The sequence below is a fragment of the Christiangramia sediminis genome, from assembly GCF_020552705.1.
GTDB lineage: Bacteria > Bacteroidota > Bacteroidia > Flavobacteriales > Flavobacteriaceae > Christiangramia > Christiangramia sediminis.
On record NZ_JAJBZG010000005.1, the window covers coordinates 974,734 to 1,001,329 of the forward strand.

General features: G+C 39.2%; 23 protein-coding genes. 17 read left to right on the forward strand and 6 right to left on the reverse strand.

What is annotated here, in order from left to right:
• Positions 1-19: 19 nt before the first annotated feature.
• From LGQ90_RS13920 to LGQ90_RS13930, 3 genes are all read right to left on the reverse strand, one after another.
• Positions 20-349, reverse strand: coding sequence for a hypothetical protein (locus LGQ90_RS13920; protein ID WP_229341897.1), 330 nt, complete (start codon positions 347-349; stop codon positions 20-22).
• A gap of 137 nt (positions 350-486) precedes the next feature.
• Positions 487-1,104 carry a metallophosphatase domain-containing protein gene (locus tag LGQ90_RS13925; RefSeq protein WP_229341899.1) on the reverse strand — a complete coding sequence of 206 codons (618 nt, stop codon included), beginning with the start codon at positions 1,102-1,104 and terminating at the stop codon, positions 487-489.
• Positions 1,105-1,192: 88 nt separating this feature from the next.
• A complete protein-coding gene (locus LGQ90_RS13930; protein WP_229341901.1) occupies positions 1,193-1,405 on the reverse strand; it encodes a hypothetical protein in 213 nt (70 codons plus the stop codon).
• Between the two features lie 182 nt (positions 1,406-1,587).
• Between LGQ90_RS13930 and LGQ90_RS13935 the strand changes: the two genes are divergently transcribed.
• Complete coding sequence (locus LGQ90_RS13935; protein ID WP_229341904.1) at positions 1,588-3,114, forward strand: hypothetical protein; 1,527 nt, start codon at positions 1,588-1,590, stop codon at positions 3,112-3,114.
• On the opposite strand, the gene LGQ90_RS13940 is transcribed toward LGQ90_RS13935, so the two are convergent.
• Entirely contained in the window at positions 3,111-3,938 is an 828-nt protein-coding gene (locus tag LGQ90_RS13940) for a universal stress protein (RefSeq protein WP_229341906.1), read from the reverse strand. The two genes, LGQ90_RS13935 and LGQ90_RS13940, sit on opposite strands and share 4 nt — an antisense overlap.
• Positions 3,939-4,095: 157 nt before the next feature.
• Here LGQ90_RS13940 and rimP point away from each other — a divergent pair, with 157 nt between their 5' ends.
• Genes rimP through infB form a run of 3 tightly spaced genes read left to right on the forward strand, consistent with a single transcriptional unit; the run spans position 4,096 to position 8,634 of the window.
• Complete coding sequence (gene rimP / locus LGQ90_RS13945; RefSeq protein ID WP_229341909.1) at positions 4,096-4,557, forward strand: ribosome assembly cofactor RimP; 462 nt, start codon at positions 4,096-4,098, stop codon at positions 4,555-4,557.
• A 12-nt stretch (positions 4,558-4,569) separates the two neighbouring features.
• A complete protein-coding gene (gene nusA, locus LGQ90_RS13950; protein WP_229341913.1) occupies positions 4,570-5,802 on the forward strand; it encodes a transcription termination factor NusA in 1,233 nt (410 codons plus the stop codon).
• A gap of 51 nt (positions 5,803-5,853) precedes the next feature.
• Complete coding sequence (gene infB, locus LGQ90_RS13955; protein ID WP_229341916.1) at positions 5,854-8,634, forward strand: translation initiation factor IF-2; 2,781 nt, start codon at positions 5,854-5,856, stop codon at positions 8,632-8,634.
• A gap of 108 nt (positions 8,635-8,742) precedes the next feature.
• On the opposite strand, the gene LGQ90_RS13960 is transcribed toward infB, so the two are convergent.
• Positions 8,743-9,132, reverse strand: a complete 390-nt coding sequence (locus LGQ90_RS13960) for an SPOR domain-containing protein (protein ID WP_229341918.1) — start codon at positions 9,130-9,132, stop codon at positions 8,743-8,745.
• A 226-nt stretch (positions 9,133-9,358) separates the two neighbouring features.
• On the opposite strand from LGQ90_RS13960, the gene LGQ90_RS13965 reads away from it, so the two are divergent.
• The 10 genes from LGQ90_RS13965 (at position 9,359) to LGQ90_RS14010 (ending at position 23,943) form a co-directional block, all read left to right on the forward strand.
• The gene (locus tag LGQ90_RS13965) at positions 9,359-10,717 is read left to right on the forward strand and encodes a c-type cytochrome (protein ID WP_229341920.1); all 1,359 of its coding nucleotides are present in this window, start codon (positions 9,359-9,361) and stop codon (positions 10,715-10,717) included.
• A 48-nt stretch (positions 10,718-10,765) separates the two neighbouring features.
• Positions 10,766-13,828: a TAT-variant-translocated molybdopterin oxidoreductase gene (locus tag LGQ90_RS13970; RefSeq protein WP_229341922.1), complete on the forward strand. Its 3,063-nt coding sequence runs from the start codon at positions 10,766-10,768 to the stop codon at positions 13,826-13,828.
• A gap of 36 nt (positions 13,829-13,864) precedes the next feature.
• Positions 13,865-15,679 (forward strand): NrfD/PsrC family molybdoenzyme membrane anchor subunit, encoded by a 1,815-nt coding sequence (gene nrfD, locus LGQ90_RS13975; protein ID WP_229341924.1) that lies wholly within the window; start codon positions 13,865-13,867, stop codon positions 15,677-15,679.
• Between the two features lie 5 nt (positions 15,680-15,684).
• On the forward strand, positions 15,685-16,206 hold the full coding sequence (locus tag LGQ90_RS13980; RefSeq protein WP_229341926.1) for a DUF3341 domain-containing protein: 522 nt from the start codon (positions 15,685-15,687) through the stop codon (positions 16,204-16,206).
• Positions 16,207-16,218: 12 nt separating this feature from the next.
• Complete coding sequence (locus tag LGQ90_RS13985) at positions 16,219-16,920, forward strand: c-type cytochrome (protein ID WP_229341929.1); 702 nt, start codon at positions 16,219-16,221, stop codon at positions 16,918-16,920.
• An 18-nt stretch (positions 16,921-16,938) separates the two neighbouring features.
• A complete protein-coding gene (locus tag LGQ90_RS13990; RefSeq protein WP_229341932.1) occupies positions 16,939-18,357 on the forward strand; it encodes a quinol:cytochrome C oxidoreductase in 1,419 nt (472 codons plus the stop codon).
• 33 nt (positions 18,358-18,390) lie between these two features.
• Entirely contained in the window at positions 18,391-19,599 is a 1,209-nt protein-coding gene (locus LGQ90_RS13995; protein ID WP_229341935.1) for a cytochrome c oxidase subunit II, read from the forward strand.
• A 17-nt stretch (positions 19,600-19,616) separates the two neighbouring features.
• Positions 19,617-21,440, forward strand: coding sequence for a cytochrome c oxidase subunit I (locus LGQ90_RS14000; RefSeq protein WP_229341938.1), 1,824 nt, complete (start codon positions 19,617-19,619; stop codon positions 21,438-21,440).
• Between the two features lie 138 nt (positions 21,441-21,578).
• Positions 21,579-22,607, forward strand: a complete 1,029-nt coding sequence (gene ruvB / locus LGQ90_RS14005; protein ID WP_229342454.1) for a Holliday junction branch migration DNA helicase RuvB — start codon at positions 21,579-21,581, stop codon at positions 22,605-22,607.
• Between the two features lie 4 nt (positions 22,608-22,611).
• A complete protein-coding gene (locus tag LGQ90_RS14010; RefSeq protein WP_229341941.1) occupies positions 22,612-23,943 on the forward strand; it encodes a cytochrome P450 in 1,332 nt (443 codons plus the stop codon).
• Between the two features lie 5 nt (positions 23,944-23,948).
• Here the strand turns inward: LGQ90_RS14010 and LGQ90_RS14015 are convergent, their stop codons facing one another.
• Positions 23,949-24,539: a TetR/AcrR family transcriptional regulator gene (locus LGQ90_RS14015; protein WP_229341944.1), complete on the reverse strand. Its 591-nt coding sequence runs from the start codon at positions 24,537-24,539 to the stop codon at positions 23,949-23,951.
• 72 nt (positions 24,540-24,611) lie between these two features.
• On the opposite strand from LGQ90_RS14015, the gene LGQ90_RS14020 reads away from it, so the two are divergent.
• From LGQ90_RS14020 to queG, 3 genes are read left to right on the forward strand one after another with little or no spacing between them, the layout of a single operon-like run.
• Entirely contained in the window at positions 24,612-25,052 is a 441-nt protein-coding gene (locus LGQ90_RS14020) for a cupin domain-containing protein (RefSeq protein ID WP_229341946.1), read from the forward strand.
• Between the two features lie 29 nt (positions 25,053-25,081).
• Positions 25,082-25,624, forward strand: a complete 543-nt coding sequence (locus tag LGQ90_RS14025; RefSeq protein ID WP_229341949.1) for a hypothetical protein — start codon at positions 25,082-25,084, stop codon at positions 25,622-25,624.
• Positions 25,625-25,669: 45 nt separating this feature from the next.
• A complete protein-coding gene (gene queG, locus LGQ90_RS14030; protein WP_229341953.1) occupies positions 25,670-26,596 on the forward strand; it encodes a tRNA epoxyqueuosine(34) reductase QueG in 927 nt (308 codons plus the stop codon).

Below are 26,596 nucleotides of genomic sequence, written 5' to 3' on the forward strand. Positions count from 1 at the left end.
ATAGTATTGGGGTATTAGTTTAAGCTGCTGTGGTAATATTATAGTGGTTAAGTATATTCTGGTAAAAGAACAGGCTCTTTTCATCTTTCTTAAGACATGATCTTAAAAATCTTTCTAAATCCTGGCATTCAAAAGTAATATTGGTGTATTTTTTTTGTCCTACAGGCAGTTGTAAATCTATTGTCTCATCCTGGTAATTAATATTTACATGCTTGGCATCAAAATACTTTTTTACAATAGCGCGATGCATGGTCTGGAAATTTGAATTTTCCTCGGCCTTGTTAATAATGCTATAAGAAATAAGATTTTTGACTTCATCAAGAATCTCCGGGGTAGTAAATCTATTCATGGTTAAACTGTTTTCGACATTTTCATCTTGGGCTAAATTACTACTAGACAGGCTAAAAGCTGTTAAAAAAAATGTAATACTTGCCCTGTTAATAAATTTTTAACTTGTACGGGAGATTCTTAAGATTAATTTTTGTTTTACAGATCAAGTACTAGTGGTGAGTGCATGATACGTTGGCGTTCATCGAGGATAGAGAGATTGAAAAACTGTGTTGATGACTTCTTCATAGAACCCGCGGCATGATGAATATGTCCAAAGAAATGATACTTTGGTTGAACAATTTTTAAAATTTGAGGTAATTCTTCACATCCCAGTTTTATTCCACTACTAATTTCATCCAGAATTCCATAAGGAGGTGTATGGGTAATTAAAACGTCAGTATTTTCCGGAATTAAGTTCCAGTGACTTTTAATTTGTATTCCTCTTTCGCGATTAAAAGCCCAGTTTTCTATTCCCGGAGTAACCGGGGAACCCCAAAACTGAAATCCCTCTATTTTAAGGCCACTGTCTATAAGTAAATTGATGTTGGCAGGAACATTTTTGCGCTGTTCTGGTTTTTCGAAATAGAAATCGTGATTTCCGGGCACCAGGATTTTATGTTTATGAGGTAGATTGGATAACCAGTTTAAAAAATTCTCGGTTTCATTTCGGGTACCCCCGTCTGTACAATCACCCGCATGAATTAGAATATCTCCTTCAGGAATTGAGATATCGTGGTGAAAATTGTGAGTGTCTGAAAGGCAAACCAGCCTCATATGATCTTTTTAAAATGAAGGGCAAATTAAATAAAAAAATCCGTTGAAGTAAACAACGGATTTTCTCTATGATCTAATATTATATTTTTTATTCTCTATCGTCTGCCTGGACTTCCATTAATGCTTTATCTGTAGGTAGGATCTTATTTATGGTTTTCAGCATGGCAAAAGCTATTATTGCTGCAGTTACGGCAAAAAATAAAAATTTGATCAGCAAACTCTCAGAGATTACCAAACTATAGAAGCCAAGGAAAACCTCCATGACTACAAATAAAACTTTTACGCCGACTTTTAAAAACATTTTTTCTTTTTGATTTGTTCAAATATACTATCCAATTATCATACCGTAGAAGTAAAAGATCAAGTTTGACGAAAATTTAACTTTGGTAACTTCTGTATTACAATCTTTTAAGTTAAAAAATCTTAAACAGGTCTTTTGAAAGACTCTGAATTGTAAATTGGTTCACAAATAGAAATCATAATTTGAAAAGAACTACAAAATTTGCCGTTAGTGCTCTCATAATGATCGGAGTTCTGGCTTTAGGATTATTATTTTTAAATAATCATCTGGAAAATAAAATAAGGCAAAGTATAGAAGATAATCTTAAGAAAGCCAGCGGGAGCTTTGAGAAGGTGGATGTGAAATTGCTGGATCGCAGGGCAGAAGTTGTTAATCCTTCATTTCGTATTGATGGAAAGACCTTAAAAGTTGATGCTATTCTGCTGGATGATATTCATTTATGGGACTATATTTCAAAAAAGGATATAATAATTGGAGAACTTAAAATTTCCAACCCGGTAATTAAGGTTTATAACTTTAAGAATAAAGAAAAAGATTCTTCTTCTGAAAAAAGTAAGAGCCCAAAATTTGAAAATAAGGTCCTCATTAAAAACGTGAATATCAATGGAGGGAGTTTTCAGATATTCGAAAAAGATAGTTCAGAACACAGGTTGTTTACGAAAATTAGGGATGTTAAACTGCAACAGGTAAGGATCAATTCCGAAACCCTTAAAGAAACTGTTCCCTTTAATTACGATCTTATTCTTTTAAATGCTGATAGTATTTTCTATGACCTCAATGAGCAGCATAAATTAGCTGCGGGTAATTTTGTAATAGATAATAATAAAGTTCTTATTCAGAAACTTCAAATTATTCCGAAGTTTTCAAAAACCGGGCATCAAGAAACTATTAATGTAGAAAAGGACAGGTATAATCTAAAAATTGATTCCCTGTCTATGGATAGTTTTAACTGGTCTATGCAGAATGATACCTTGAAAATCCAAAATTCACTTACCGAAATTTACGGAGCTTATTTTGATATTTACCGGGATAAACTTCAGCCAGATGATACCAGTATTAAGCCTTTGTATAGTGAGATGATAAGAAAGATGCCTATCCTGCTTCAGTTAGATAGTATAAATGTAAATCGTTCCTATATAAGGTATGAAGAAAATATTCATGCGGACAGGGAAAGTGGCGTAGTTGATTTCTCTAATTTGAATGCCCAAATTAAAAATATCACCAATATTGGTTTAGATAGAAAAGACTTTCCGAAAACCGTTCTTACCGCCACAGCAAATTTTATGAAAAAGGCTCCTATAAAAGTAAGGCTTGAATTTGATATTAGTAATGTAAATGATAGATTTCATATCACCGGGAATATGGGTAGAATTGCTGCAGAACAGATGAATAAATTCATGAAGCCTGCTATGAATTTACAGGCAGAAGGTGAGATCCTGGATATGTATTTTAATTTCTACGGGAATGATATTAAAGCAAGCGGAGACATGAAATTGGAGTATAATAATTTTAAAGTTGAGGTGCTTAGAAAGGATGGAACAAGAAAGAACAAGGTCATATCTGCTTTGGCAAATCTAATTGTGAAGAATAATACCCTTAATAAAAAGGCAAATTATAAAGAGATCAGTTTTACCAGGGATAGAACAAAATCTTTCTGGAATTATTTATGGAACCTCCTTAAGAACGGAGCGCTTAAATCCTTTCTCTAGATCTTAAAGGTAACGACGGGACGGGTAGCATGATTTACCAGGTCTTCGCTAATGCTGCCATTAAAAAAGTGGGCGATCCCTTTTCTGCCGTGAGTGCCAATTCCCAGGAGTCCGGCGTTTATTTTTTTGGCGAAATTAAGTATGCCTTTTTCCACACTCACGTCATTATAAATGTGAATTTTATAATTTTTGGAATTTGAATCCCCCGCGAATTCTTCAATTCTTCTAGTCGCCTCTGCACTGGTCATAAAATCATTTGGCGTATTCACAAAAAGAAGATGAAGGTTTGCATTAATGGTATTTGCGAATTTTATAGCTTTTCCCAGCACGTGTTTATGATCATTGTTTGCATCTGTTGCGAATACAAAATTTTGAATTTCAAATTCCTGTATCTCATTTTTAATCACCAACACGGGGATTTCAGAATGGCGAACCACTTTTTCAGTATTTGAGCCTATAAACATTTCCTGAAATCCGCTTGCGCCATGTGAGCCCATAACGATAAGGTCACATTTTTTTTCTTTGCTAATTTCCATAATTCCGTCAAAAGCACGGTGGAATTCAACTGTTTCGTGAACTTTAATTCCTTCCAGGTAAGGTTCTCGCATAATTTTCGAAAATCGCTGATGGGCAAGTTTCATAAAAAAAATGGCTTCAGGAATATTTTGGCTGCTCCCGCCAACAGGATCTATTAGCTGAAGGGGAAGTTCCAGCATATGGAGTAAAAATATCTCGCCGTCAAATTTCCGGGCTAATTGTGCGGCTACTTTAAGAGCCATCTCTGCCTGAGGGCTAAAGTCTGTGGGAACAAGTATATTTCTCATGATTGAAGTTATAGGCTTCCTAATTAAAGCTCTATTAAAATTACAAAGAATAATTGATTTATTTTCACGTTTTTATACTTGGAAAATATTGCTATATTTGCAGCGTTGAAACTAAAAAAGTACAGCGAGGGGACAGAAGTCCCCTCTTTTTATAAACATGCTGAAGGAGAAGGTAGAAAAGTTAGCAGAGAAGGTATTCGAAGAAAATAATTCCTTATTTTTAATAAGCCTTGAAGTAAACTCCGCCAATCACATTAAGATAGTATTGGACGGGGATCAGGGCGTTTCGGTAAACGACTGTATCATGGTGAGCCGTGCTATTGAGCATAACCTGGACAGGGAGGAGGAAGATTTTTCTCTGGAAGTTACTTCGGCAGGAGTCTCTGAGCCTCTTTCAATGCCGAGACAATACCAAAAGAATATTGGACGCAGGTTGAAAGTGAAAACGGAGAATGAAAAATTCGAAGCTGATCTGGTTTCTGCAGATGATAGTGAAATAAAGCTTTCATGGAAAGCAAGAGAGCCTAAGCCTGTGGGCAAGGGGAAAATTACAGTTCAGAAAGAGGCGACCGTGCCTTATGCTGATATTGTGGAAGCAAAAGTTAAAATAACATTTTAATCACAAATTGATATGGAAAATATCGCGTTGATTGAGTCATTCTCAGAGTTTAAAGACGATAAACTTATAGATCGTGTTACGCTGATGGCGATCTTAGAGGATGTTTTTAGAAATGCTTTAAAGAAAAAGTATGGAGAAGACGATAATTTTGATATTATTGTAAACCCTGATAAAGGAGATCTTGAGATTTGGAGAAACCGAATCGTGGTAGCAGATGGTGAAGTAGAAGATTCTAACAGGGAAATTTCTCTAACTCAGGCAAGAAAGATCGAGCCTGATTTTGAAGTTGGGGAAGATGTTTCAGAAGAAGTGAAGCTTGTAGATCTTGGTAGAAGAGCGATTTTGGCCTTGCGTCAAAATTTGATCTCAAAGATCCATGAGCATGATAATACAAATATTTACAAGCAGTTTAAAGATCTTGAAGGAGAGATTTATACTGCAGAAGTTCATCATATAAGGCACAGAGCAATCATTCTTCTTGATGATGAAGGGAATGAGATTGTGCTTCCAAAAGACCGCCAGATTCCTTCAGATTTCTTCCGTAAAGGAGAAAATGTAAGGGGGATCATTGAAAGTGTGGAATTAAAAGGTAACAAGCCTACGATCATTATGTCCAGAACCGCTCCCGGTTTCCTTGAGAAATTATTCGAACAGGAAATCCCGGAAGTATTTGATGGTTTGATCACTATCAAAAAAGTAGTTCGTGTTCCTGGCGAGAAAGCGAAGGTGGCCGTAGATTCTTACGATGATAGGATCGATCCTGTTGGAGCTTGTGTAGGTATGAAAGGTTCCAGGATTCACAGTATTGTACGTGAATTAGGAAATGAGAACATAGATGTGATCAATTTCACCAATAATGAGCAGTTATTCATCACCAGAGCATTGAGCCCGGCGAAAATAACTTCCATTAAGATGAACGAAGAAGCTAAAACGGCTGAGGTAATGCTTAAGCCGGAAGAAGTTTCCAAGGCAATTGGTCGTGGTGGGCACAATATTAGATTAGCTGGTCAGTTGACGGGTTATGAAATTGATGTGTATCGTGAAGGTGTAGAGGAAGATGTTGAATTAAAAGAGTTTACAGATGAAATTGAAGACTGGGTGATCGCCGAGTTTTCTAAAATTGGTCTGGATACTGCAAAGGCTGTATTGGAACAGGATGTTAATGATCTTGTTCGTCGTACAGACCTTGAGGAGGAAACCATTAAGAATGTAATGGCCGTACTTCGTTCAGAATTTGAAGAATAATATTTTTTTAATAAAGCTTACATTAAAAGAGGTTAATTTAGAGGGCAATTTATGGCAGAAGCGAAAACAACGCGATTAAATAAAGTTCTACGTGAGTTCAATATCTCGTTAGACAGGGCTGTGGAATATCTTACTTCCAAGGGCTACGAGATAGATGCACGTCCAACGACCAAGATCTCGGGAGAAATCTACGAGGTGCTTTCTGATGAATTCCAAACCGACAAGAGTAAAAAAGTTGCTTCTAAAGAAGTTGGAGAGGAAAGAAAGAAAGAAAAGGAAGAGCTGCGTAAGGAGATCGAAGAAAAGCGTAAGGCAGAAGAGGTGAAGAAGGAAAAGGAAGAAGAAGCCGTTTCTACGAGAGCCAAGCTTGAAGGTCCAAAGACTGTCGGGAAAATAGATCTGGATAAAAAGCCAGGCGAGAAACCCAAGGAAAAAGAAGCCGAAGCCTCCAAAGAGGAAGTAAAGGAAACTCCAGCTGAAGAACCTGTCAAAAAAGCTGAAGAGACCAAAGAGCCTGAAAAACCTGCTGCGAAAGCAGAAGAGAAAAAAGAAGAAAAGCCTAAAGAGGAAAAAGCGGAACCTAAGAAAGAAGAAGCCAAGCCTCAGGAAGCCAAAACCGAAGAGCCTAAAGCAGAAGAAAAAGCTGAGGAATCTAAAGAAGAATCTGGTACTATAGAAACTAAGTATACTAAACTTAGTGGTCCTAACTTCACGGGTAAAAAGATCGATCTTTCTCAATTCAAGAAACCTGTTAAGAAGAAAGAGGAGAAGAAAGACGACAAGAAGGATGATAAAGATAAGCGCAAGAAACGTCGCCGTCGCATCAGTAAAGATGTAAAAGGTGGAGGCGGAAATGCTCCGCGTGGTGGAGCTAAGAAAGGCGGAAGAACCAGAAGTAAACCTATTACCAAGGAGGAACCTACTGAAGAAGAAGTACAAAAGCAGGTGCGTGAAACACTTGAAAAACTTCAGGGGAAATCTTCTAAAGGTAAGGGCGCGAAATATAGAAGAGAGAAAAGAGATCAACACCGTCAAAGATCTGAACAGGATCTTGCACAGCAGGAATCTGATGAAAAGATCTTAAAGGTAACCGAGTTTGTTACCGTAAGTGAGGTGGCAACCATGATGGATGTATCTGTAACTCAGGTGATCTCAGCATGTATGTCTCTAGGAATGATGGTAACCATGAATCAACGTCTGGATGCTGAAACGTTAAGCATTGTTGCAGAAGAATTTGGCTATGAGGTTGAATTTACAACCGCCGATGTTGAAGAAACTGTTGAAGAAGTAGAAGAGAATCCTGAAGATCTAGTTACCAGAGCTCCAATTGTAACAGTAATGGGTCACGTAGATCACGGTAAAACCTCATTACTGGATTATGTTCGTAAGGAAAATGTAATTGCCGGAGAAAGCGGAGGGATTACCCAGCATATTGGTGCCTATGGTGTAAAACTTGAAGGCGGACAAAAAATTGCCTTCCTGGATACTCCGGGTCACGAAGCCTTTACGGCAATGCGTGCTCGTGGTGCACAGGTAACAGATATCGCAATTATTGTAATTGCTGCAGATGATGATGTGATGCCTCAAACAAAAGAGGCGATCTCACACGCACAGGCTGCCGGGGTTCCAATTATATTCGCGATCAATAAATCTGATTTACCAACGGCGAATCCTGAAAAAATTAAAGAAAAACTTGCCGCCATGGATCTTCTGGTTGAAGATTGGGGTGGTAAGATCCAGTCACACGATATTTCTGCAAAAACAGGAGCAGGTGTAAAAGAATTACTTGAAAAAGTGCTTCTTGAAGCAGAGATCCTGGAGCTGCAGGCGAATCCTAAGAAACTAGCTAAGGGTACAGTAGTAGAAGCCTTCCTTGATAAAGGTCGTGGTTATATAGCAACTATCCTTGTACAGTCGGGTACGCTTAGAGTTGGGGATTATGTTCTTGCTGGAAGACATAGTGGTAAGGTAAAAGCTATGCACGATGAACGTGGTCATGAGGTGAAAGAGGCAGGTCCTTCTACACCGGTATCCATACTTGGTCTTGATGGTGCACCTCAGGCAGGTGATACCTTTAAGGTGATGGAAGATGAGCGTGAAGCTAAAGATATTGCTGCAAGACGTACTCAGTTGCAACGTGAACAGAATGTGAGAACTCAGCGTCATATTACACTGGATGAAATTGGAAGACGTATCGCTCTTGGAGACTTTAAAGAGCTTAATATTATTCTGAAAGGAGATGTGGATGGTTCTGTAGAAGCACTTACAGATAGTTTCCAGAAACTTTCTACGGAAGAGATCCAGGTGAATATCATACATAAAGGAGTGGGTGCGATCACAGAAAGTGATGTGTTGCTTGCTTCGGCATCTGATGCGGTAATTATCGGATTTAACGTTCGTCCTGCCGGAAATGCAAGACAGGTAGCCGATAAGGAAGAGATCGATATCAGAATGTACTCTATTATCTATGATGCCATCAACGACATCAAAGATGCGATGGAGGGTATGCTTTCTCCTGAATTGAAGGAAGAGATTACTGGTACGGCAGAGATCAGGGAGACATTCAAGATATCTAAGATCGGTACAATTGCCGGTTGTATGGTGACTTCTGGTAAGATCTATAGAAGTGCCGGAGTGAGATTGATCCGTGAGGGAGTGGTTGTTTATACCGGCGAGCTTTCATCTCTTAAGAGGTTTAAAGACGATGTGAAAGAAGTAGCTAAGGGTTATGACTGTGGTATGCAGGTTAAGAACTACAATGATATTAGAGAGGGAGATGTGATCGAAGCCTTTAGAGAGGTGGAGGTTAAGAAAACTCTTAAATCAAAATAATCAGAAAACTGATTGAATAAAAAAAGCGACTCATTTTTGAGTCGCTTTTTTAGTTTTAAACCGCGCAGGTATTTAATTACCTGTGAAATTTCGATCTTCTAAATAGTATTATTTTCTCTGTGGTTTAGGAATAAAAGCAGAAGGGAAAGTTTCTTTTATTTTAAGAAGAGCTCTGTCAGCTTCAAGCCTGCTCCTAAAATTTCCTATCCAAACTTTATAATTTGGCGCTTCATAAGTAATTTGAGAAGGGTAGGTGTAGACATTTCTGTATTTCTGAATTACCTCGTTAGCCTCTCCGTTATCACCATAGAATAATTGAATAACAAAGCGGTCGCCAATTTTGTTGTTTTCATTCAGTTCTTTCTTGACCTCCATCAACTTTTCTATCTTCTGATTTTGTTGAATGCTAACATTCCCTTCCTGAGCCTTTATTTTCTGAGTTGAAAAGAATAGAAAGGCCGCGAAAATAAAAAGAAAGTGGGATTGTAATTTTCTCATGGTATTTTGGCTTTTTGACAAATGTAAAATTAAATAACTTAAACAGCTTGTAATTTATTATTTAGAACTAATATAAATTAACCATTAACACTTATGTAACATTCCTAAAATCGTCTATAAGTATTACTTTTGTGCACGAATTTAAAGGTACCTTTTTAGGTTTTTAGCCCTAAAATACTGAGTGTAAAAACCGTACCAAAGTTTAGACGTTAATCGAACTTATAATATGAAAAAGGTGATTTTCCGCCATTCAACTCCGCGACAACTACTATTAAGCGTAGCATTTTTATTTACATTCACCCTATCCGGGTTTTCGCAGGCTCAGGCGGCACAAGATACCACTGCCCAGGCTGAAACAGGTCAGGAAGAGGCTGCTGCAGATGCTGCGGCTTCAAGTTTAGGTGATGCAGCTGCAGGAAAGGAATTGTTTAATTCCCTATGTGCGGCATGTCATAAGCCCTATTCCAATTCTATTGGGCCGGCTTTAAATGGTGTGACAGATAGGCGTGACATGGAATGGATCCATGAGTGGATTAAAAACTCTGCTGCTTTAATCGCTAGCGGTGATTCGCAGGCTAATGAAATTTATAATGAGTGGGGGCAAACTGCTATGCCAGCTTTTCCTCAGTTGTCTGATGCCGATATTAATAATATTCTGGCTTATGTTGAGCAGCCTAAACCTGAGCCTCAGGCAGCAACTGCAGGTGCGGGAGGTGAAGCAGGTGCATCTGGAGGTTCTGGTGGAGTTTCTACAGATGTAATACTTGGGATCCTGGTATTTGTACTGGCTCTTCTTCTTTTAGTTCTGTTTCTGGTTAATAAAACACTTAGGAATTTTGCCGATGCTTCTGGGATCGTTATTCCTGAGAAGCCGAAAAGAAAACCTATCTATAAGTCATTTGTTGAGAACCAGTTCCTGGTATTGGTGAGTGCGATATTTGTTCTTTTGGCAGTTGGTTATTTTGCCTACGGATTTTTTATGCAGGTAGGTATAGATCAGGGTTATCAGCCAATTCAGCCAATACATTACTCTCACAGAATACATGCTGGTGATAATGAGATAGAGTGTAAGTATTGTCACTCTTCTGCCAGAACATCTAAACATTCAGGGATACCTTCTCTTAATGTTTGTATGAACTGTCATAAATCTATTGCAGAGGTGGCTCCTGAAACTGCGACCGAAGAATATTCAAAAGAATTTTACGATAAAGAAATAGCGAAGTTATATGATGCTGCCGGATGGGATCCTGCTTCCAGAACATATTCTGGTGAGGAGAAACCTGTGAAATGGGTGCGTATACATAACCTTCCAGATTTTGCATACTTCAATCACTCTCAACACGTAAGTGTTGCCGGGATCGAATGTCAGAAATGTCACGGGCCTATTGAGGAGATGGAGATAGTATATCAAAATGCTCCTTTAACCATGGGATGGTGTATTAACTGTCACCGTGAAACTAATATCAGGGTCGAGGGTAATGAATATTACGAAAAGATCCACGAGGAGTTATCTAAAAAATATGGTGTGGAAGAACTTACTGCTGCTCAAATGGGCGGATTGGAATGTGGTAAGTGTCACTATTAAAATCCTGGAATTCAGGTATAATTTAAGAAGCTAATATCTAGATATAATATGTCATCAAACAAGAAATACTGGAAAAGTGTTGAAGAGCTAAATGAAAACAGCTCTGTTGTTGAGACGCTCCAACAAAAGGAATTCGCTGAGGAGATCCCGGTTGAGGATTTCCTTGGGGATAAGGAAAATCTTGAAGATTCTAAAACTTCAAGAAGGGATTTCCTTAAGTATGTTGGATTCAGTACAGCAGCGGCATCACTGGCTGCCTGCGAGGGCCCCGTGGTAAAATCTATTCCGTATGTGGTGCAGCCTGAAAGGATTGTACCGGGAATCGCGAATTTTTATGCCTCTACAATTGCTGATGGTTTCGACTTTGCAAGTGTGTTGGTTAAAACTCGAGAAGGTAGACCAATCAAGATTGAAAATAATGATCTGTCGAAATTCAAGGCAGGGGCGAATGCTCGTGTTCATGCTTCGGTACTTTCATTGTATGATACAAAAAGGGTGAAACGCCCAATGATTGAGGGGAGAAATGTTTCTTGGGAAGAGTTTGACCGTGAGGTGGGATCTGCCCTTGATAATGCAAGTGGAGACATCGTTCTTCTTACGCAGACCTTTGCCAGTCCTTCAACATCAAAACTTATTCAGGAGTTTTCTTCTAAATACGGGAATGTTCGTCACATTGTTTACGATACAGTCTCTGAAGATGCTGCTCTAAATGCCTTCCAGTCTAAATATGGAAGACGTGCCTTGCCAAATTACGACTTTTCGAAAGTTAAGACCGTAGTTGGTGTAGGTGCAGATTTCCTTGCAGACTGGCAGGGTGGTGGATATGATGCTGCCTATGCAAAAACTAGAATTCCTGAAAATGGCGAGATGTCTCGTCATATTCAGTTTGAATCTAATATGTCTCTTACCGGGGCGAATGCAGATAAGCGTGTTTCGTTAAAGCCATCTCAGCAAAAAGCTGTGATGTCTGCTTTGAGAGGTTATGTAGCTGGTGGTTCTTCTACAAGTGATCTGCCTGCAAATATTGACGATGCGGTTGTGAAAGCTGCCAGACAACTTAGACAGGCCGGTAGTGGTGCTGTTGTGGTTTGTGGTATTCCAGATGAGGAAGCTCAAAACTGGGCTTTAGAGATCAATGAGTCTCTTGGTAGCCAGGTTATGGATACTTCAAATGCGAGAGTGATCCGTCAGGGTAATGCAAGTGAAGTTGCTCAGTTGGTGGAAGATATGAATAACGGTAGTGTTGGTGCTCTTTTGATCGCCGGGCTTAACCCAGTTCATACACTTCCAAACGGAAAAGATTTCGCTGAAGGTCTTAAGCAGGTTGAAACTGTGGTTGATTTTACTACCAGAACCGATGAGACTTCAAAATTAAGTAAATACGTTGCTGCTACTCCGCATTACCTGGAGAGCTGGGGAGATATTCAGTTTTCTGAAAAATCTTTCAGCTTAATGCAGCCAACAATAAGACCTTTATTTGATACAAGACAATTTCAGGATACAATTTTGAAATGGTCTGATAATAATTTGTCTTATTACGAATATATTAAAGAGACCTGGTCTGGTGGATTAGGTGACAGGAACTGGAGCGAAGTACTTCATGATGGAGTATTTGAGGCGACTTCTCCCGTTACGCAGCCGGCTTCAACTAATGCTGGTTCTTCTTCAGTTTCATTCAATATGGATGAAATGGAAGGTGATGGCTACGAATTGACTCTTTACACCAGTACTGCGATTGGAGATGGTCAGCAGGCTAATAACCCATGGTTGCAGGAGATGCCAGATCCTCTTTCCCGAGCGAGTTGGGATAACTATGTGACAGTTTCTAAAGCTGATGCTGAAGAACTTGGATTGGAAAATGAAAATGTTGCTAATGGAGGGCTTAACGGAAGTTATTTAAACCTAAGTGTTGGTGATACTGTAGTTCAGAATGTACCAGTATATATCATGCCTGGTCAGGCTAAAGGATCTGTAGGTCTTGCGCTTGGTTATGGGAGAAAAGCAGGTGTTCAGGAAGAAATGCAAACAGGGGTAAATGCTTATCCTTTGTATAAGAACTTTAGTTCTGTTCAAAAAGTAAAGATCGAAAAGGCTGCGGGAATGCATGAATTTGCATGTGTTCAGCTTCATAATACCTTAATGGGTAGAGGGGATATTATCAAGGAAACTAGTCTTGAGATATTCAATACTAAAGATGCGCATGTATGGAACCATGTTCCTGAAGTTTCTTTAGATCACCAGGAAACTCCGGTGACTTCTCCTGAGGTTGATATCTGGGAAAGTTTTGACAGGTCTACGGGGCCTCACTTTAACTTAAGTATAGACTTAAATGCCTGTACTGGTTGTGGTGCTTGTGTGATCGCTTGTCACTCTGAGAATAACGTTCCTGTAGTAGGTAGAGAAGAGGTGAGAAAATCAAGAGATATGCACTGGTTGCGTATTGACCGTTATTTCTCTTCGGAAGATACCTTTACAAACGATCTTGAGAAAAAAGAAAATATTGGAGGCCTTGGAAGTTCTCTTTCTGAATTTGGAGAACTAGAGCAGCCGGCAGATAATCCTCAGGTTGTATTTCAGCCTGTAATGTGTCAGCACTGTAACCATGCACCTTGTGAAACAGTTTGTCCGGTAGCGGCAACTTCGCATGGTAGACAGGGTCAAAACCAAATGATCTATAACAGATGTGTGGGTACAAGATATTGTGCAAACAACTGTCCTTATAAAGTTCGTCGTTTCAACTGGTTCAACTATGCACAGAACGATGAATTTGATTACCATATGAACAATGACCTTGGTAGAATGGTATTAAACCCGGATGTTACCGTACGTTCCAGAGGGGTTATGGAAAAATGTTCTATGTGTATTCAGAAGACTCAAAAAACTATCCTGGATGCCAAGCGTGAAGGTAGAACTATTGAAGATGGTGAATTCCATACTGCCTGTTCTGCTGCCTGTGATAAAGGAGCGATGGTCTTTGGAGATGTAAATAACAAGGACTCGAAAGTTCTTGAAAAGAAAAATGATGACAGGATGTATCATCTGCTTGAGTATGTAGGTACAAAACCAAACGTGATGTACCAGACAAAAGTTAGAAATACAACCGACGCTTAATAATAACGAATAACTAAGAATCAATCAGATAAGGATATGTCTCATTACGAAGCACCTATACGAAAGCCTCTAGTTACCGGGAACAAAAGCTATCACGATGTGACTGTTGATGTTGCTGCTCCGGTTGAAGGAAGGGCTAATAAAACCTGGTGGATAGTTTTTGCTATCTCCCTTGTTGCCTTTCTTTGGGGTGTTGGATGTATAGTTTACACGATTTCTACAGGTATAGGTACCTGGGGATTAAACAAAACAGTAGGTTGGGCCTGGGATATTACCAACTTTGTATGGTGGGTAGGTATTGGTCACGCCGGTACACTTATTTCTGCGGTATTACTACTGTTCCGTCAAAAATGGAGAATGGCGATCAACAGGTCTGCAGAGGCCATGACGATTTTCTCTGTAATGCAGGCGGGTCTTTTTCCATTAATTCACATGGGGCGTCCATGGTTGGCATATTGGGTACTTCCAATTCCTAACCAGTTCGGATCTCTTTGGGTGAACTTTAACTCACCGCTTCTCTGGGATGTATTTGCGATCTCTACATATCTTTCGGTTTCACTGGTATTCTGGTGGACTGGATTGTTACCTGACTTCGCAATGATTCGTGACAGGGCAATTACCCCTTTTACAAAAAGAGTTTACGGAATACTTTCCTTTGGATGGAGTGGACGTGCTAAAGACTGGCAGCGTTTTGAAGAAGTATCATTAGTACTTGCCGGATTGGCAACACCTCTGGTACTTTCTGTACACACCATCGTATCTTTTGACTTCGCAACTTCGGTAATACCGGGATGGCATACGACCATTTTCCCTCCTTACTTCGTTGCAGGTGCGATCTTCTCTGGATTTGCCATGGTAAATACCCTGCTTATCATCATGAGAAAGGTTTCTAATCTTGAAGATTATATAACTATTCAGCATATCGAACTCATGAACATCGTAATTATGATTACGGGTTCTATCGTAGGTACTGCCTATATTACCGAGTTGGTTATCGCGTGGTACTCAGGAGTGGAGTACGAACAGTATGCATTCCTTAACAGGGCTACCGGACCTTACTGGTGGGCATACTGGAGTATGATGACCTGTAACGTGTTCTCGCCACAGTTCATGTGGTTCAAGAAATTACGTACAAGTATCATGTTCTCGTTCTTTATCTCTATCGTTGTAAACATCGGGATGTGGTTTGAGCGTTTTGTAATTATCGTGACCTCGCTTCACCGTGATTACCTGCCATCTTCATGGACGATGTTCTCTCCAACTTTTGTAGATATAGGGATCTTTATCGGTACCATTGGATTCTTCTTTGTATTGTTCCTTCTTTATGCACGTTCGTTCCCTGTGATCGCTCAGGCAGAGGTTAAAACTATTTTGAAGGCTTCCGGAGAAAAGTATAAGAAACTAAGAGCTGAGCATGGAGATGATGTACTTCATTATAATCCGGAAACAGTGGGTAGAAATCCTGTTCGAAATGAAGAGGAAGGTATACATCATAAGATCGAAGATACCGAGCATACTAAGAGAAAAGAAGCAGATCATCCTCATGAGGATACTGTGAATGCTGATGGACTGGTTGTTTCTGAAGTAATGAAAGACCGTATTGATGAAATGCTTGAAAGAATTGGAACTTACGATCCGAAAACTCAGGATGCAGATGATCTTACAAAACTTAAGAATGTGGGGCCGTTGCTTCAGCAACATTTCCATCAGGTAGGTATCTATCTGTTTGATCAGGTAAGCAAATTAACAGAACAGGATTTTGAATTGCTGGATGAAGTAATCGAGAATTTCCCTATAGAAAAGAATAGAGAAGGATGGGTTGCACAGGCAAACAAACTAAAAAATAAATAATCAGGATGGCATCTAAAGTTGTACACGCTATTTACAGAGATGACGATCTGCTTTTACAAGCCGTAAAACAGATTCGCGAAGCACGCTATCATATTGGAGAGATCTATTGTCCATTTCCGGTACACGGGCTAGACAAAGCAATGGGTCTTGCTCCTACAAGACTTGCCATCACTTCATTTTTATATGGTCTGGTTGGACTTGCAGTGGCAGTTACTATGATGAACTTTATCATGATTGAAGACTGGCCTCAGGATATTGGAGGTAAGCCAAGTTTTAGTTTTATTCAGAACATGCCGGCATTTGTGCCAATTATGTTCGAACTAACTGTCTTTTTTGCGGCTCACCTTATGGTAATTACTTTTTATATGAGAAGTAGATTATGGCCTTTCAAAAAAGCTGAAAATCCAGATGTAAGGACTACAGATGATGTGTTCCTTATGGAGGTAGATGCTGCCAATCACAATATAGATGACCTGACAGATTTTTTATATAAAACGGGTGCATCTGAAATTAAATTAATAGAATAATACATAGTGATAATGAGAAGTTTGTTCCATAAAACTATAGGATTTTGTCTGCTTGGCTTTGCAGTTGTTTCCTGCCAAGATAAGGAGGATCCAAACTATCAGTACATGCCAGATATGTATGAGCCGGTAGGTTACGAAGCTTACGGTGAATACGATGTTTTTGAAAATGGTCAGGAAGCTAAATTGCCTGTAGAAGGTACTGTGCCACGTGGATGGTTACCTTACGATTACGAAAATAATCCACAGGGATTTGCAGATGCCAAGGCTAATTTAACCAACCCTCTTCCTTATACTCAGGATCACCTGGTGGAAGGAAAGGCCCTTTATACCATTTATTGTGCAGTATGTCATGGGGATAAAGGAGACGGAAAAGGAATTCTGGTTGAAAGAGAAAAAATTCTGGGTGTTCCATCTTATGATGATGTAGGCCGTGCGATTACTGAAGGTAGTGTTTACCACGTAATGTATTACGGAATTAATAATATGGGATCTTATGCTTCACAAACCTCTATTGAGGAACGTTGGCAAATAGATCACTACGTGATGAGTCTTAAAGACCAGTTGGAAGGAAATCCTGAAAGAGAATTTGTAAAAGAAGAGGATGTTCAGAAAAGCATGCTGCCATCAAGAGCAGATGCAAATCTATATCAGGATGCAGGAGATGTAAATTCTGAACCTGAAAACGAGAACAACCAAACCGAAATTCAAGAATAAAGATTTAGATCTATCGATATGTATACGCTATCCAGTAAATTAAAATTAACAGCAATCATTTGTATGATTGTTGGCGCAATAGGTCTCATTTATGGATTCATCGCTGCACCGGAAACCGTAGAGGATGTTAAGGAAATGATGGCTTCAGAACATCATGGTGAGGAGCATGCAGAAGAGAGTACTACCGCAGTAAATGTTGAACAACTACCGGGAGGTGATAATGTAGAAATGGAAGATGTTTCGGGATACGAAAGCGAAACTTCCCATGCCGATGAAACTCATGCCGAGGCAGGAGCTCAGGCAGGACATGGCGAAGAAGCATCTCATGATAATGAACATTATGAGCATATTCTTCACCAGTTACAAAATAAGCCCTGGGCGGCGATATATGTAGCTGCATTCTTTTTCTTTATGATATCTCTGGGAGCACTTGCTTTTTATGCAATTCAATATGCAGCACAGGCAGGGTGGTCTCCCGTACTTTTTAGAGTAATGGAAGCTATCACTGCTTACCTGCTACCTGGCGGAATTATTGTATTTGTATTATTAGTGCTTTCAGGACTTCATTTGAACCATTTATTTGTCTGGATGGATCCGGAAGTAGTGGCACATGATGAGATCATTCAGGCTAAAACAGCTTATTTAAATGTTCCTTTTTTCCTGATTAGGGCAGCTATTTATCTTGGAGGGTGGGTATTATTCAGACATCTGCTTAGAAAAAATTCTATAAAGATGGATGATGCTACAGATAACGTTTATTTCAAAAAGAACTTTAAACTGGCTGCAGGATTTCTTGTATTCTTTATTGTGACTGAATCTATGATGTCATGGGACTGGATCATGAGTTTAGATCCACACTGGTTTAGTACATTATTTGGATGGTTTGTATTTGCAAGTTTATTTGTTTCAGCAATTACTACTATCGCTATAGTAACCATCTATCTGAAATCAAGAAGTTACCTTGAATTCGTAAATGACAGTCATATTCATGACCTGGCGAAATTCATGTTCGGAATCAGTATTTTCTGGACCTATTTATGGTTCTCTCAGTTCATGCTGATCTGGTATTCAAATATTCCGGAAGAGGTTGTGTACTTTATCCAGCGAATGGAAGATTATCAGCTACCATTTTTCGGAATGCTTATTACAAACTTCCTTTTCCCGGTTCTGTTATTAATGAACAGCGATTATAAAAGAGTAAACTGGTTTGTGATCATGACTGGAATTGTGATCTTGTGTGGTCACTACCTGAACGTGTATGTGATGGTGATGCCTGCCACGGTTGGAGAATCATGGTTTATTGGAATTCCTGAAATTAGTGCAGTACTATTGTTTGGTGGATTATTCACATTTATTGTGTTCAATTCACTTACCAAAGCACCATTACTGGTTAAGGGGAATCCTTTTATAAAGGAGAGTAAGCATTACCATTATTAATTAAGATTGATTGTTTAAAGAAGAACTTATAAAATGACCGTATTTTTAGTAATCATAGTACTAGCACTTCTGGCCGTAACAGGTTGGCAGATCTCTAAGATCTTTCAGTTATCTAAGAGACCCGATGCCGATACTTCTGAGGTTGCAAACGATAAGGATAACAAATTGCATGGGATCCTTAATCTGGCTTTTCTTATTTTCCTTTATGTAATTAGTATTTACTGTTTCTGGGAGTATGGAAGGTTTTACCTGCCAGAGGCAGCTTCTGAGCATGGTGGTGAATATGATACCCTGATGTTTGTTTCTATCGCCCTTATTATGGTGGTACAGGTATTCACACAGGGACTTCTTCATTACTTTGCGTATAAATACAAAGGTGAAAAAACTAAAAGAGCACTGTTTTATGCTGATAATGATAAGCTGGAGTTTATCTGGACCATTATCCCCGTAATTGTTCTTGCAGGTCTAATTATCTACGGATTATTCACCTGGAGTGATATTATGAATATCAACGAGGAGGAAGATCCCCTGGTGATTGAACTCTATGCGTATCAATTTGACTGGAGAGCAAGATATTCCGGTGAAGACAATACTTTAGGAAAAGCGAATGTTCGTTTTATTGAAGGAGTAAATCAGTTAGGGGTTGACGAGTCTGATTCTTACGGACAGGATGATAAGATCGTTACTGAATTACACTTACCAGTAAACAGACCAGTATTATTCAAATTCCGATCTCAGGATGTATTGCACTCGGCTTACTTCCCATTCTTCAGGGCTCAGATGAACGTTGTTCCGGGTATGATCACTCAATTTGGATTTACACCAACCATCACTTCCGAAGAAATGCGGGAAAGTGAATATATGGTAGATAAAGTAAAGAGCGTAAATGAGGAAAGAAATGAAAAAAATAAAGAACTCTTAGCTCAGGGAGAACCTACGCTTGATTCTTATGAATTTGATTATTTCCTTCTTTGTAATAAGATCTGTGGGCAGGCTCACTATAATATGCAAATGAAGATCATTGTTGAATCTGAAGAAGATTATAACAAATGGCTTGAAGAGCAGCCTACTTTTGGAAGTACGATGGCTGAACAGAGTGAAGATGCAGACAGACCTGAAGATACCGCTGGAGACCAGCCTCCTGCTACTGAAGGTGAAGAGGATGCCGAAGGAGAAGATAATACAGAGCAAACGCCACAGGAGACCAATGCGGTGGCTGGAGTAGATAACGAACAAAATTAAGCTAAAGAATTAGAGATATGTCAGCAATTGCAAACGCACCGGCACACGATCACCACGATGATCACGGACATCATCATAAACAGACTTTTATAACAAAGTATATTTTTAGTCAGGATCATAAGATGATTGCCAAGCAATATCTTATCACCGGACTACTTATGGGAATCATAGGTATCGCAATGTCGGTATTGTTCCGTATCCAGCTTGCCTGGCCTGAACAGTCTTTCTGGATATTTGAGGCTTTATTAGGCGATACATGGGCCCCAGATGGAGTAATGTCGCCGAGTATTTATCTTGCCCTGGTGACTATTCATGGTACCATCATGGTATTCTTTGTACTTACGGCAGGTTTGAGTGGTACATTCTCTAACTTATTAATTCCGTTGCAGATTGGTGCAAGGGATATGGCTTCAGGTTTCCTGAACATGGTTTCTTACTGGTTGTTTTTCCTTTCCAGTGTGATCATGCTTAGTTCATTATTTGTAGAATCGGGACCTGCAATGGCGGGATGGACTATCTATCCTCCATTAAGTGCATTGCCACAAGCTATTAGTGGTTCTGGAACAGGGATGACATTATGGTTAGTGTCTATGGCAATCTTTATTGCTTCTTCCCTTATGGGTTCCCTAAACTATATTGTAACAGTAATCAACCTTAGAACAACGGGAATGTCTATGACCAGACTACCGCTGACTATCTGGGCATTCTTTGTAACTGCAATTATCGGGGTGGTTTCATTCCCGGTATTACTTTCTGCAGCATTGTTATTGATCATGGATAGAAGTTTTGGTACTTCATTCTTCCTTAGTGATATTTTCATACAGGGAGAGGTGCTTGCGCACCAGGGAGGTTCACCAGTTCTTTTTGAACATCTTTTCTGGTTCCTTGGTCACCCTGAAGTTTATATCGTAATACTTCCGGCAATGGGTATGGTGTCTGAAATTATGGCTACCAATGCCCGTAAACCTATTTTCGGTTATCGTGCGATGGTTGCTTCAATTTTGGCAATTGCTTTTCTTTCAACGATCGTTTGGGGTCACCATATGTTCGTATCGGGTATGAACCCGTTCCTTGGTTCAGTTTTCACCTTTACTACCCTATTGATCGCGATCCCTTCGGCTGTAAAAGCATTTAACTGGATCACAACATTGTGGAAGGGTAATTTACAGATGAACCCTGCGATGCTGTTCTCTATTGGTTTTGTTTCAACATTTATTACTGGTGGACTTACAGGAATTATCCTTGGAGATTCAACATTAGATATTAACGTGCATGATACCTACTTCGTGGTAGCTCACTTTCACCTGGTAATGGGAATATCTGCACTTTACGGACTTCTGGCAGGAGTTTATCACTGGTTCCCGAAAATGTTCGGAAGAATGATGAACAAGAATCTTGGGTATATACATTTCTGGGTAACGGCAATAGGTGCTTATGGAGTTTTCTTCCCAATGCACTTTATTGGGATCGCCGGTTTACCACGACGTTATTATACAAATACCAATTTCCCGTATTTTGATGATTATGCAGATGTAAATGTGATCATCACTGTAGCGGCTATTATTACAGCAGCTGTACAGTTGGTATTCCTTTATAACTTCTTCGGATCTATTTTCTTCGGAAAAAAGGCAGTACAGAATCCATGGAAAGCAAATACTTTAGAATGGACTACTCCGGTAGAACATATCCACGGAAACTGGCCTGGAGCAATTCCTTCAGTTTATCGTTGGGCATATGATTATTCTAAAGAAGATGAGCATGGAAATTATGTGATAAAGGGTCAGGATTTTGTTCCGCAAACGGTTCCTTTACAAAAAGATGAAGAAGAGCTTAATCATTAAGCAAGACCATAACATATAAGATTTTTCAAAAGCCTTTTCCCAACCGGAAGAGGCTTTTTTAATTATCTTTGATTTTCAATTTCTAGCCGGGGATTGACCTAATATTTCTTATATTAATCAGGATAACCAGATTTCATGATAAACGAGAACCTTGATGCTTCCGGAGAAAATTTCTCCCCAGAAGAGTTTGATATTGAGAGAGCTTTACGGCCGCTTAGTTTTGACGACTTTGCCGGGCAGGAGCAAGTGCTGGAGAATCTCCAGGTATTCGTTCAGGCGGCTAATTTAAGGGGAGAGGCATTAGATCATACCTTGTTTCATGGTCCTCCCGGTTTAGGAAAAACGACCTTGGCGCATATTCTTGCCAACGAGTTGAATGTGGGGATCAAAATCACTTCAGGACCGGTGCTGGATAAACCCGGTGACCTGGCCGGACTTCTTACCAATCTTGAGGAAAGGGATATTCTTTTTATAGATGAGATCCATCGCTTAAGCCCTATAGTAGAAGAGTACTTATACTCGGCTATGGAAGATTATCGTATTGACATCATGATTGAGACCGGGCCAAATGCACGTACTGTTCAGATCAATTTAAATCCGTTTACGCTGATAGGAGCCACTACCAGATCAGGACTTTTAACAGCACCCATGAGAGCCAGGTTTGGTATTTCCAGCAGGCTGCAATATTATACCACAGAATTACTTTCCGGAATCGTGGAACGTAGCTCTGAGATCTTAAAAGTACCTATTACCGCGGATGCCGCGATAGAGATTGCGGGAAGAAGTCGGGGTACTCCCAGAATTGCCAATGCTTTGCTACGAAGAGTAAGGGATTTTGCCCAAATAAAGGGCAATGGAAAAATAGATATGGAGATTGCCAGATTCGGTCTTAAAGCTCTGAATGTAGATGCACATGGTCTGGACGAAATGGATAATAAGATCCTGGCAACGATAATTGACAAATTTAAAGGTGGTCCCGTAGGGATTACCACCCTGGCCACGGCGGTAAGTGAAAGTGCCGAAACCATTGAAGAAGTATATGAACCATTCCTTATTCAGCAGGGCTTTATTTATAGAACCCCACGGGGCAGGGAAGTGACCGAAGCTGCTTATAAGCATCTGGGAAGGATCAAAGGAAGCACTCAGAGCGGACTTTTTGATAAATAACAACATGGCCGATTCAAAGAAAATACCCGAAGTATCCTTATTAAAGTTTTTAAAGCATTCTGCTAATATTTTAAAAAATCCACTACCATTTCATCATAAAAATTTTGAAGAAAAAGGAGATACTTTTAAATTGAATATCGGTTTCAATAAATCTGTGATCTTTTCCAGGGATGCAGGTTTTGTAGAATATGTACTTCAAAAAAATCAAAAGAATTATGTAAAGTCTGAAATCCAGACGAAAGACCTGGTGAAATATGTAGGTGAAGGATTGCTGACCTCAGAAGGGGAATTATGGAAAAAGCAGCGGAAACTTATACAGCCGGCTTTTTATAAGAAGCAACTGGCTAATTTGATGGATTCCATTAAAGAAGCAATTTGTGATGAATATGAGAAGATAGGAGCGAATAAAGAGATCGATATCTTTCCAATTTTCAACGATCTCGCCTTTCAAACGGTAGTGAAATCTCTTTTTAGCAGTGCTGCAAATCAAAATGAGATAAATCGCTTACAGTATATAACAGAGGCTACTCAGCAAATGCTGGTAAAAGAACTTAGACAGCCTTATTTAGGATGGTGGTTCAGCCTTAGCGGCAAAATTGATGGCTATGTTAAATTAACCCAGGAGGCCCGAGGTATATTAAGGAGAATTGTACATGAGAGACAGGCTTCCGGAGATAAATATAATGATCTCCTGGACATGTTGCTCGAGGCAAAGTACGATGATGGTAATTTTATGGATGAAGAGCAACTCATCGATGAGATCCTGATCCTTTTTACCGCCGGACATGAGACAACATCAAATTCCCTCACTTTCACTACACAGCTATTGGCTTTAAATCATGAATGGCAGGATATTGTATATAAAGAAATCACTGCTTTAAAAAATGAAACTGAAGATTTATTGACTTTGGTAACAAAAGCTAAAAAAACACAACAAGTCATAGAAGAGTCTATGCGTATGTACCCACCGGCTTACTTTATAGACCGTGTCAACCTGGAAGCAGACGAGTTCAACGGACTACATTTTGAACCGGGTTCTAATCTTCTGTTTTCCCTTCATGAAGTACATCGTCATCCCGATCTTTGGGAAGATCCAGACACATTCAAACCGGAACGTTTTGCTGAAGAAGGAAGAAAATATTCCTCGCAATATTTTCCTTTCGGTGCCGGTCCTAGAAAATGCATAGGAAATAATTTCGCAATGTTTGAAATGATTATTGCGGTTGCAGAGCTGGTTTCAGATTATAAAATATTACCGGTTTCATCAGAAATCGATATTAAACCACTTATCACTTTAAAACCAAAAAATGCAATTCTGAAATTTGAAAAGAGATAATTTAATTATTTGAGTACATTCTCTAAAATTTTCTCAAGTCCCCAGTTTAGAACATCCTTTGATTGTTGGTTAGTTAGGTGACACACGTCTTTAGTTACCACAAATGGTTCTATTCCCATTAAAACTGTTGCCAGATTGGCTAAATTTTCAATTTCATCAGGATGTATCTCTTTTGCTCTTTGCTGCAGCAACAATACTAATGTTTTCTTTCTACGGGCACCACGCATTTTGGTACTTTGATCGGCATTCAGCACCACACTCATATATTTTCTAAAACCAGCTTCGTGATCTATCGTTAAATTGTTGTAGTATTCCTGAATAGCCATTATGGCCTCTTTTAAACCCAGATCTTTTACTTCCTCAATAATTTCTTCCGAACTTTTTGTGCTTAGATCGAGGACGGCTTCTGCAGCAAGAATATCAATATTCGAATAATATCTGTAAATAGTTGCGCGTGAAATTTTCGCATGTTTAGCAACATCTTCAAGAGCAAAATCTTTCTTTTTCTCCAGTAGAATTTGAGTGCTGTTCAAAATTTTATCTCTGGTTTTTAGCTTTTGATTCCTTCTACCAGATCCCAAATATTTACCTTTCATGAGACAAATATCTTATAAAACTTTGAGAATTAAAAATTTCGGTTTACATTTACGAGACCAAAATCTCATAAGATGAATAAAGAATTGAATATCTGGGTTTTAGGCCATAAGATTTCTCCTAAAAATTTATCGGCAAATTATGATATGGCTATTGGCGAATCCCAACCAGATATTCCCGGCCCACCACCACATCATCACCAAAAATACCATGAGTCCTTCTATATTATGGAAGGAGAGATGGATTTCATCATCAATGGCGAACAAAAGAAAATCAGTCAGGGTGAGACTGTAGATATTCCTCCAGGCACTTTGCACACCTTCAAAAATTCAGGTAATAAGATTTGTAAATGGGTAAACATTCATAGCCCAAAGGGTTTTTCTGAATTTTTCCAAGAGTACGGAGTGCCGGAGAATGAGCCTGATGCTATGAAAAAATCGGTTTCACCGGAAATTATCCAACAGGTTCTTAAGACGGCTCCAAATTATGATATGAAAATTCAAACAAATAAGTAATCAATTATTAACCATCTAATTATATAAAAATGAAAAAAACTGTTTCACAATTCATCAAACCAGCCTTGATTTTTATTTTAATGTTTTCAGCCTTATCCTGTAGTAATGATAAGTTAGAAGAAGAGGTTTTGGAGACTTATGATTTTAAGATCGAGAAAGCCGAAAGCGTCCATGACCAGCTGGAAATGCTTACTAAAGCCATGAGGCGATTTCACAATTTTAATGTTGCCGTTGATCAGGGATACATTCCAGTAAGCCCTTTGGTTCCCGGGATGGGAGTGCATTATGCGAAACTGGAATATGTGGATATGAACTTTGAAATTTTAAAACCAGAGATCCTGGTATATCATCCGGATGAAAATGGTGTGATGCAGTTTGTAGCTGCTGAATATTTAATTCCCGTGGAAGGTTGTGATCCCGAATTAAATTATACGCCGCCGTCTGATGGTTTTTTGGGGGACCAGGATCACTGGCATTTAAATTGTGCCGCTGGAGGATGGACATTACATGCATGGGTAGGACTAGAAAATGAAGCAGGTGTTTTTGCACCATTTAATCCTGCATTACAATAATCTCCAGTTTTAAATCTTTAAATTAGCTGTTCAAAATTCCATATTTTGAAAACAACAGCTGGTAAATATTCAGAACTTATTAAAGCCGAAGCTAAACGCCTCGGCTTTTTGTCTTGCGGAATTTCCAAAGCTGAATTTCTTGAAGAAGAAGCACCCCGTTTAGAAAACTGGCTAAAACAGAATATGCATGGGGAAATGCGTTATATGGAAAACTATTTCGATAAGCGGCTTGATCCCACCAGGCTGGTTCCAGGATCGAAATCGGTTATTTCTCTTCTGCTTAATTATTATCCTCAAGATTTTCAGAATAAGAATTCATACAAGATCAGTAAATATGCTTATGGTAGAGATTATCATTTTGTGATCAAGGATAAATTGAAGCAGTTGCTTTCCACCCTGCAGGATGAAATTGGCGATTTTCATGGCCGTGCTTTTGTAGATTCTGCGCCGGTGCTGGATAAGGCCTGGGCGGCAAAAAGTGGCCTCGGCTGGATTGGAAAACACTCCAATTTGCTTTCCAAGCAAACCGGGTCTTTCTATTTTATTGCTGAACTCATTGTAGATCTTGATCTCGAATACGACACCCCGGTGACCGATCACTGCGGAAGTTGCACAGCCTGTATCGATGCATGTCCCACCAATGCGATCGTAGAACCTTACAAAGTAGATGGGAGTAAATGTATTTCTTACTTCACGATAGAACTGAAAGATGAATTACCAGATTCTATGAAAAACCAGTTTGATGACTGGATGTTTGGCTGTGATGTATGTCAGGATGTGTGTCCCTGGAACCGCTTTTCAAAACCTCATAACGAACCACTTTTTAATCCGCATTCCGATCTTTTGGAAAATGAGAAAAAAGACTGGGAAGAGATCACCAGGGAAACTTTCAATGAGATATTCCGGAAATCTGCTGTAAAAAGGACCAAATTCGAAGGCCTGAAAAGAAACATCAGCTTTCTAAAAGATTAA

Coding starts and splice junctions, on each gene's coding strand:
- LGQ90_RS13920 (WP_229341897.1), bottom strand. CDS start 349: ATGAATAGATTTACTACCCCGGAGATTCTTGATGAAGTCAAAAATCTT.
- LGQ90_RS13925 (WP_229341899.1), bottom strand. CDS start 1,104: ATGAGGCTGGTTTGCCTTTCAGACACTCACAATTTTCACCACGATATC.
- LGQ90_RS13930 (WP_229341901.1), bottom strand. CDS start 1,405: ATGTTTTTAAAAGTCGGCGTAAAAGTTTTATTTGTAGTCATGGAGGTT.
- LGQ90_RS13940 (WP_229341906.1), bottom strand. CDS start 3,938: ATGAGAAATATACTTGTTCCCACAGACTTTAGCCCTCAGGCAGAGATG.
- rimP (WP_229341909.1), top strand. CDS start 4,096: ATGCTGAAGGAGAAGGTAGAAAAGTTAGCAGAGAAGGTATTCGAAGAA.
- nusA (WP_229341913.1), top strand. CDS start 4,570: ATGGAAAATATCGCGTTGATTGAGTCATTCTCAGAGTTTAAAGACGAT.
- infB (WP_229341916.1), top strand. CDS start 5,854: ATGGCAGAAGCGAAAACAACGCGATTAAATAAAGTTCTACGTGAGTTC.
- LGQ90_RS13960 (WP_229341918.1), bottom strand. CDS start 9,132: ATGAGAAAATTACAATCCCACTTTCTTTTTATTTTCGCGGCCTTTCTA.
- LGQ90_RS13965 (WP_229341920.1), top strand. CDS start 9,359: ATGAAAAAGGTGATTTTCCGCCATTCAACTCCGCGACAACTACTATTA.
- LGQ90_RS13970 (WP_229341922.1), top strand. CDS start 10,766: ATGTCATCAAACAAGAAATACTGGAAAAGTGTTGAAGAGCTAAATGAA.
- nrfD (WP_229341924.1), top strand. CDS start 13,865: ATGTCTCATTACGAAGCACCTATACGAAAGCCTCTAGTTACCGGGAAC.
- LGQ90_RS13980 (WP_229341926.1), top strand. CDS start 15,685: ATGGCATCTAAAGTTGTACACGCTATTTACAGAGATGACGATCTGCTT.
- LGQ90_RS13985 (WP_229341929.1), top strand. CDS start 16,219: ATGAGAAGTTTGTTCCATAAAACTATAGGATTTTGTCTGCTTGGCTTT.
- LGQ90_RS13990 (WP_229341932.1), top strand. CDS start 16,939: ATGTATACGCTATCCAGTAAATTAAAATTAACAGCAATCATTTGTATG.
- LGQ90_RS13995 (WP_229341935.1), top strand. CDS start 18,391: ATGACCGTATTTTTAGTAATCATAGTACTAGCACTTCTGGCCGTAACA.
- LGQ90_RS14000 (WP_229341938.1), top strand. CDS start 19,617: ATGTCAGCAATTGCAAACGCACCGGCACACGATCACCACGATGATCAC.
- LGQ90_RS14010 (WP_229341941.1), top strand. CDS start 22,612: ATGGCCGATTCAAAGAAAATACCCGAAGTATCCTTATTAAAGTTTTTA.
- LGQ90_RS14015 (WP_229341944.1), bottom strand. CDS start 24,539: ATGAAAGGTAAATATTTGGGATCTGGTAGAAGGAATCAAAAGCTAAAA.
- LGQ90_RS14020 (WP_229341946.1), top strand. CDS start 24,612: ATGAATAAAGAATTGAATATCTGGGTTTTAGGCCATAAGATTTCTCCT.
- LGQ90_RS14025 (WP_229341949.1), top strand. CDS start 25,082: ATGAAAAAAACTGTTTCACAATTCATCAAACCAGCCTTGATTTTTATT.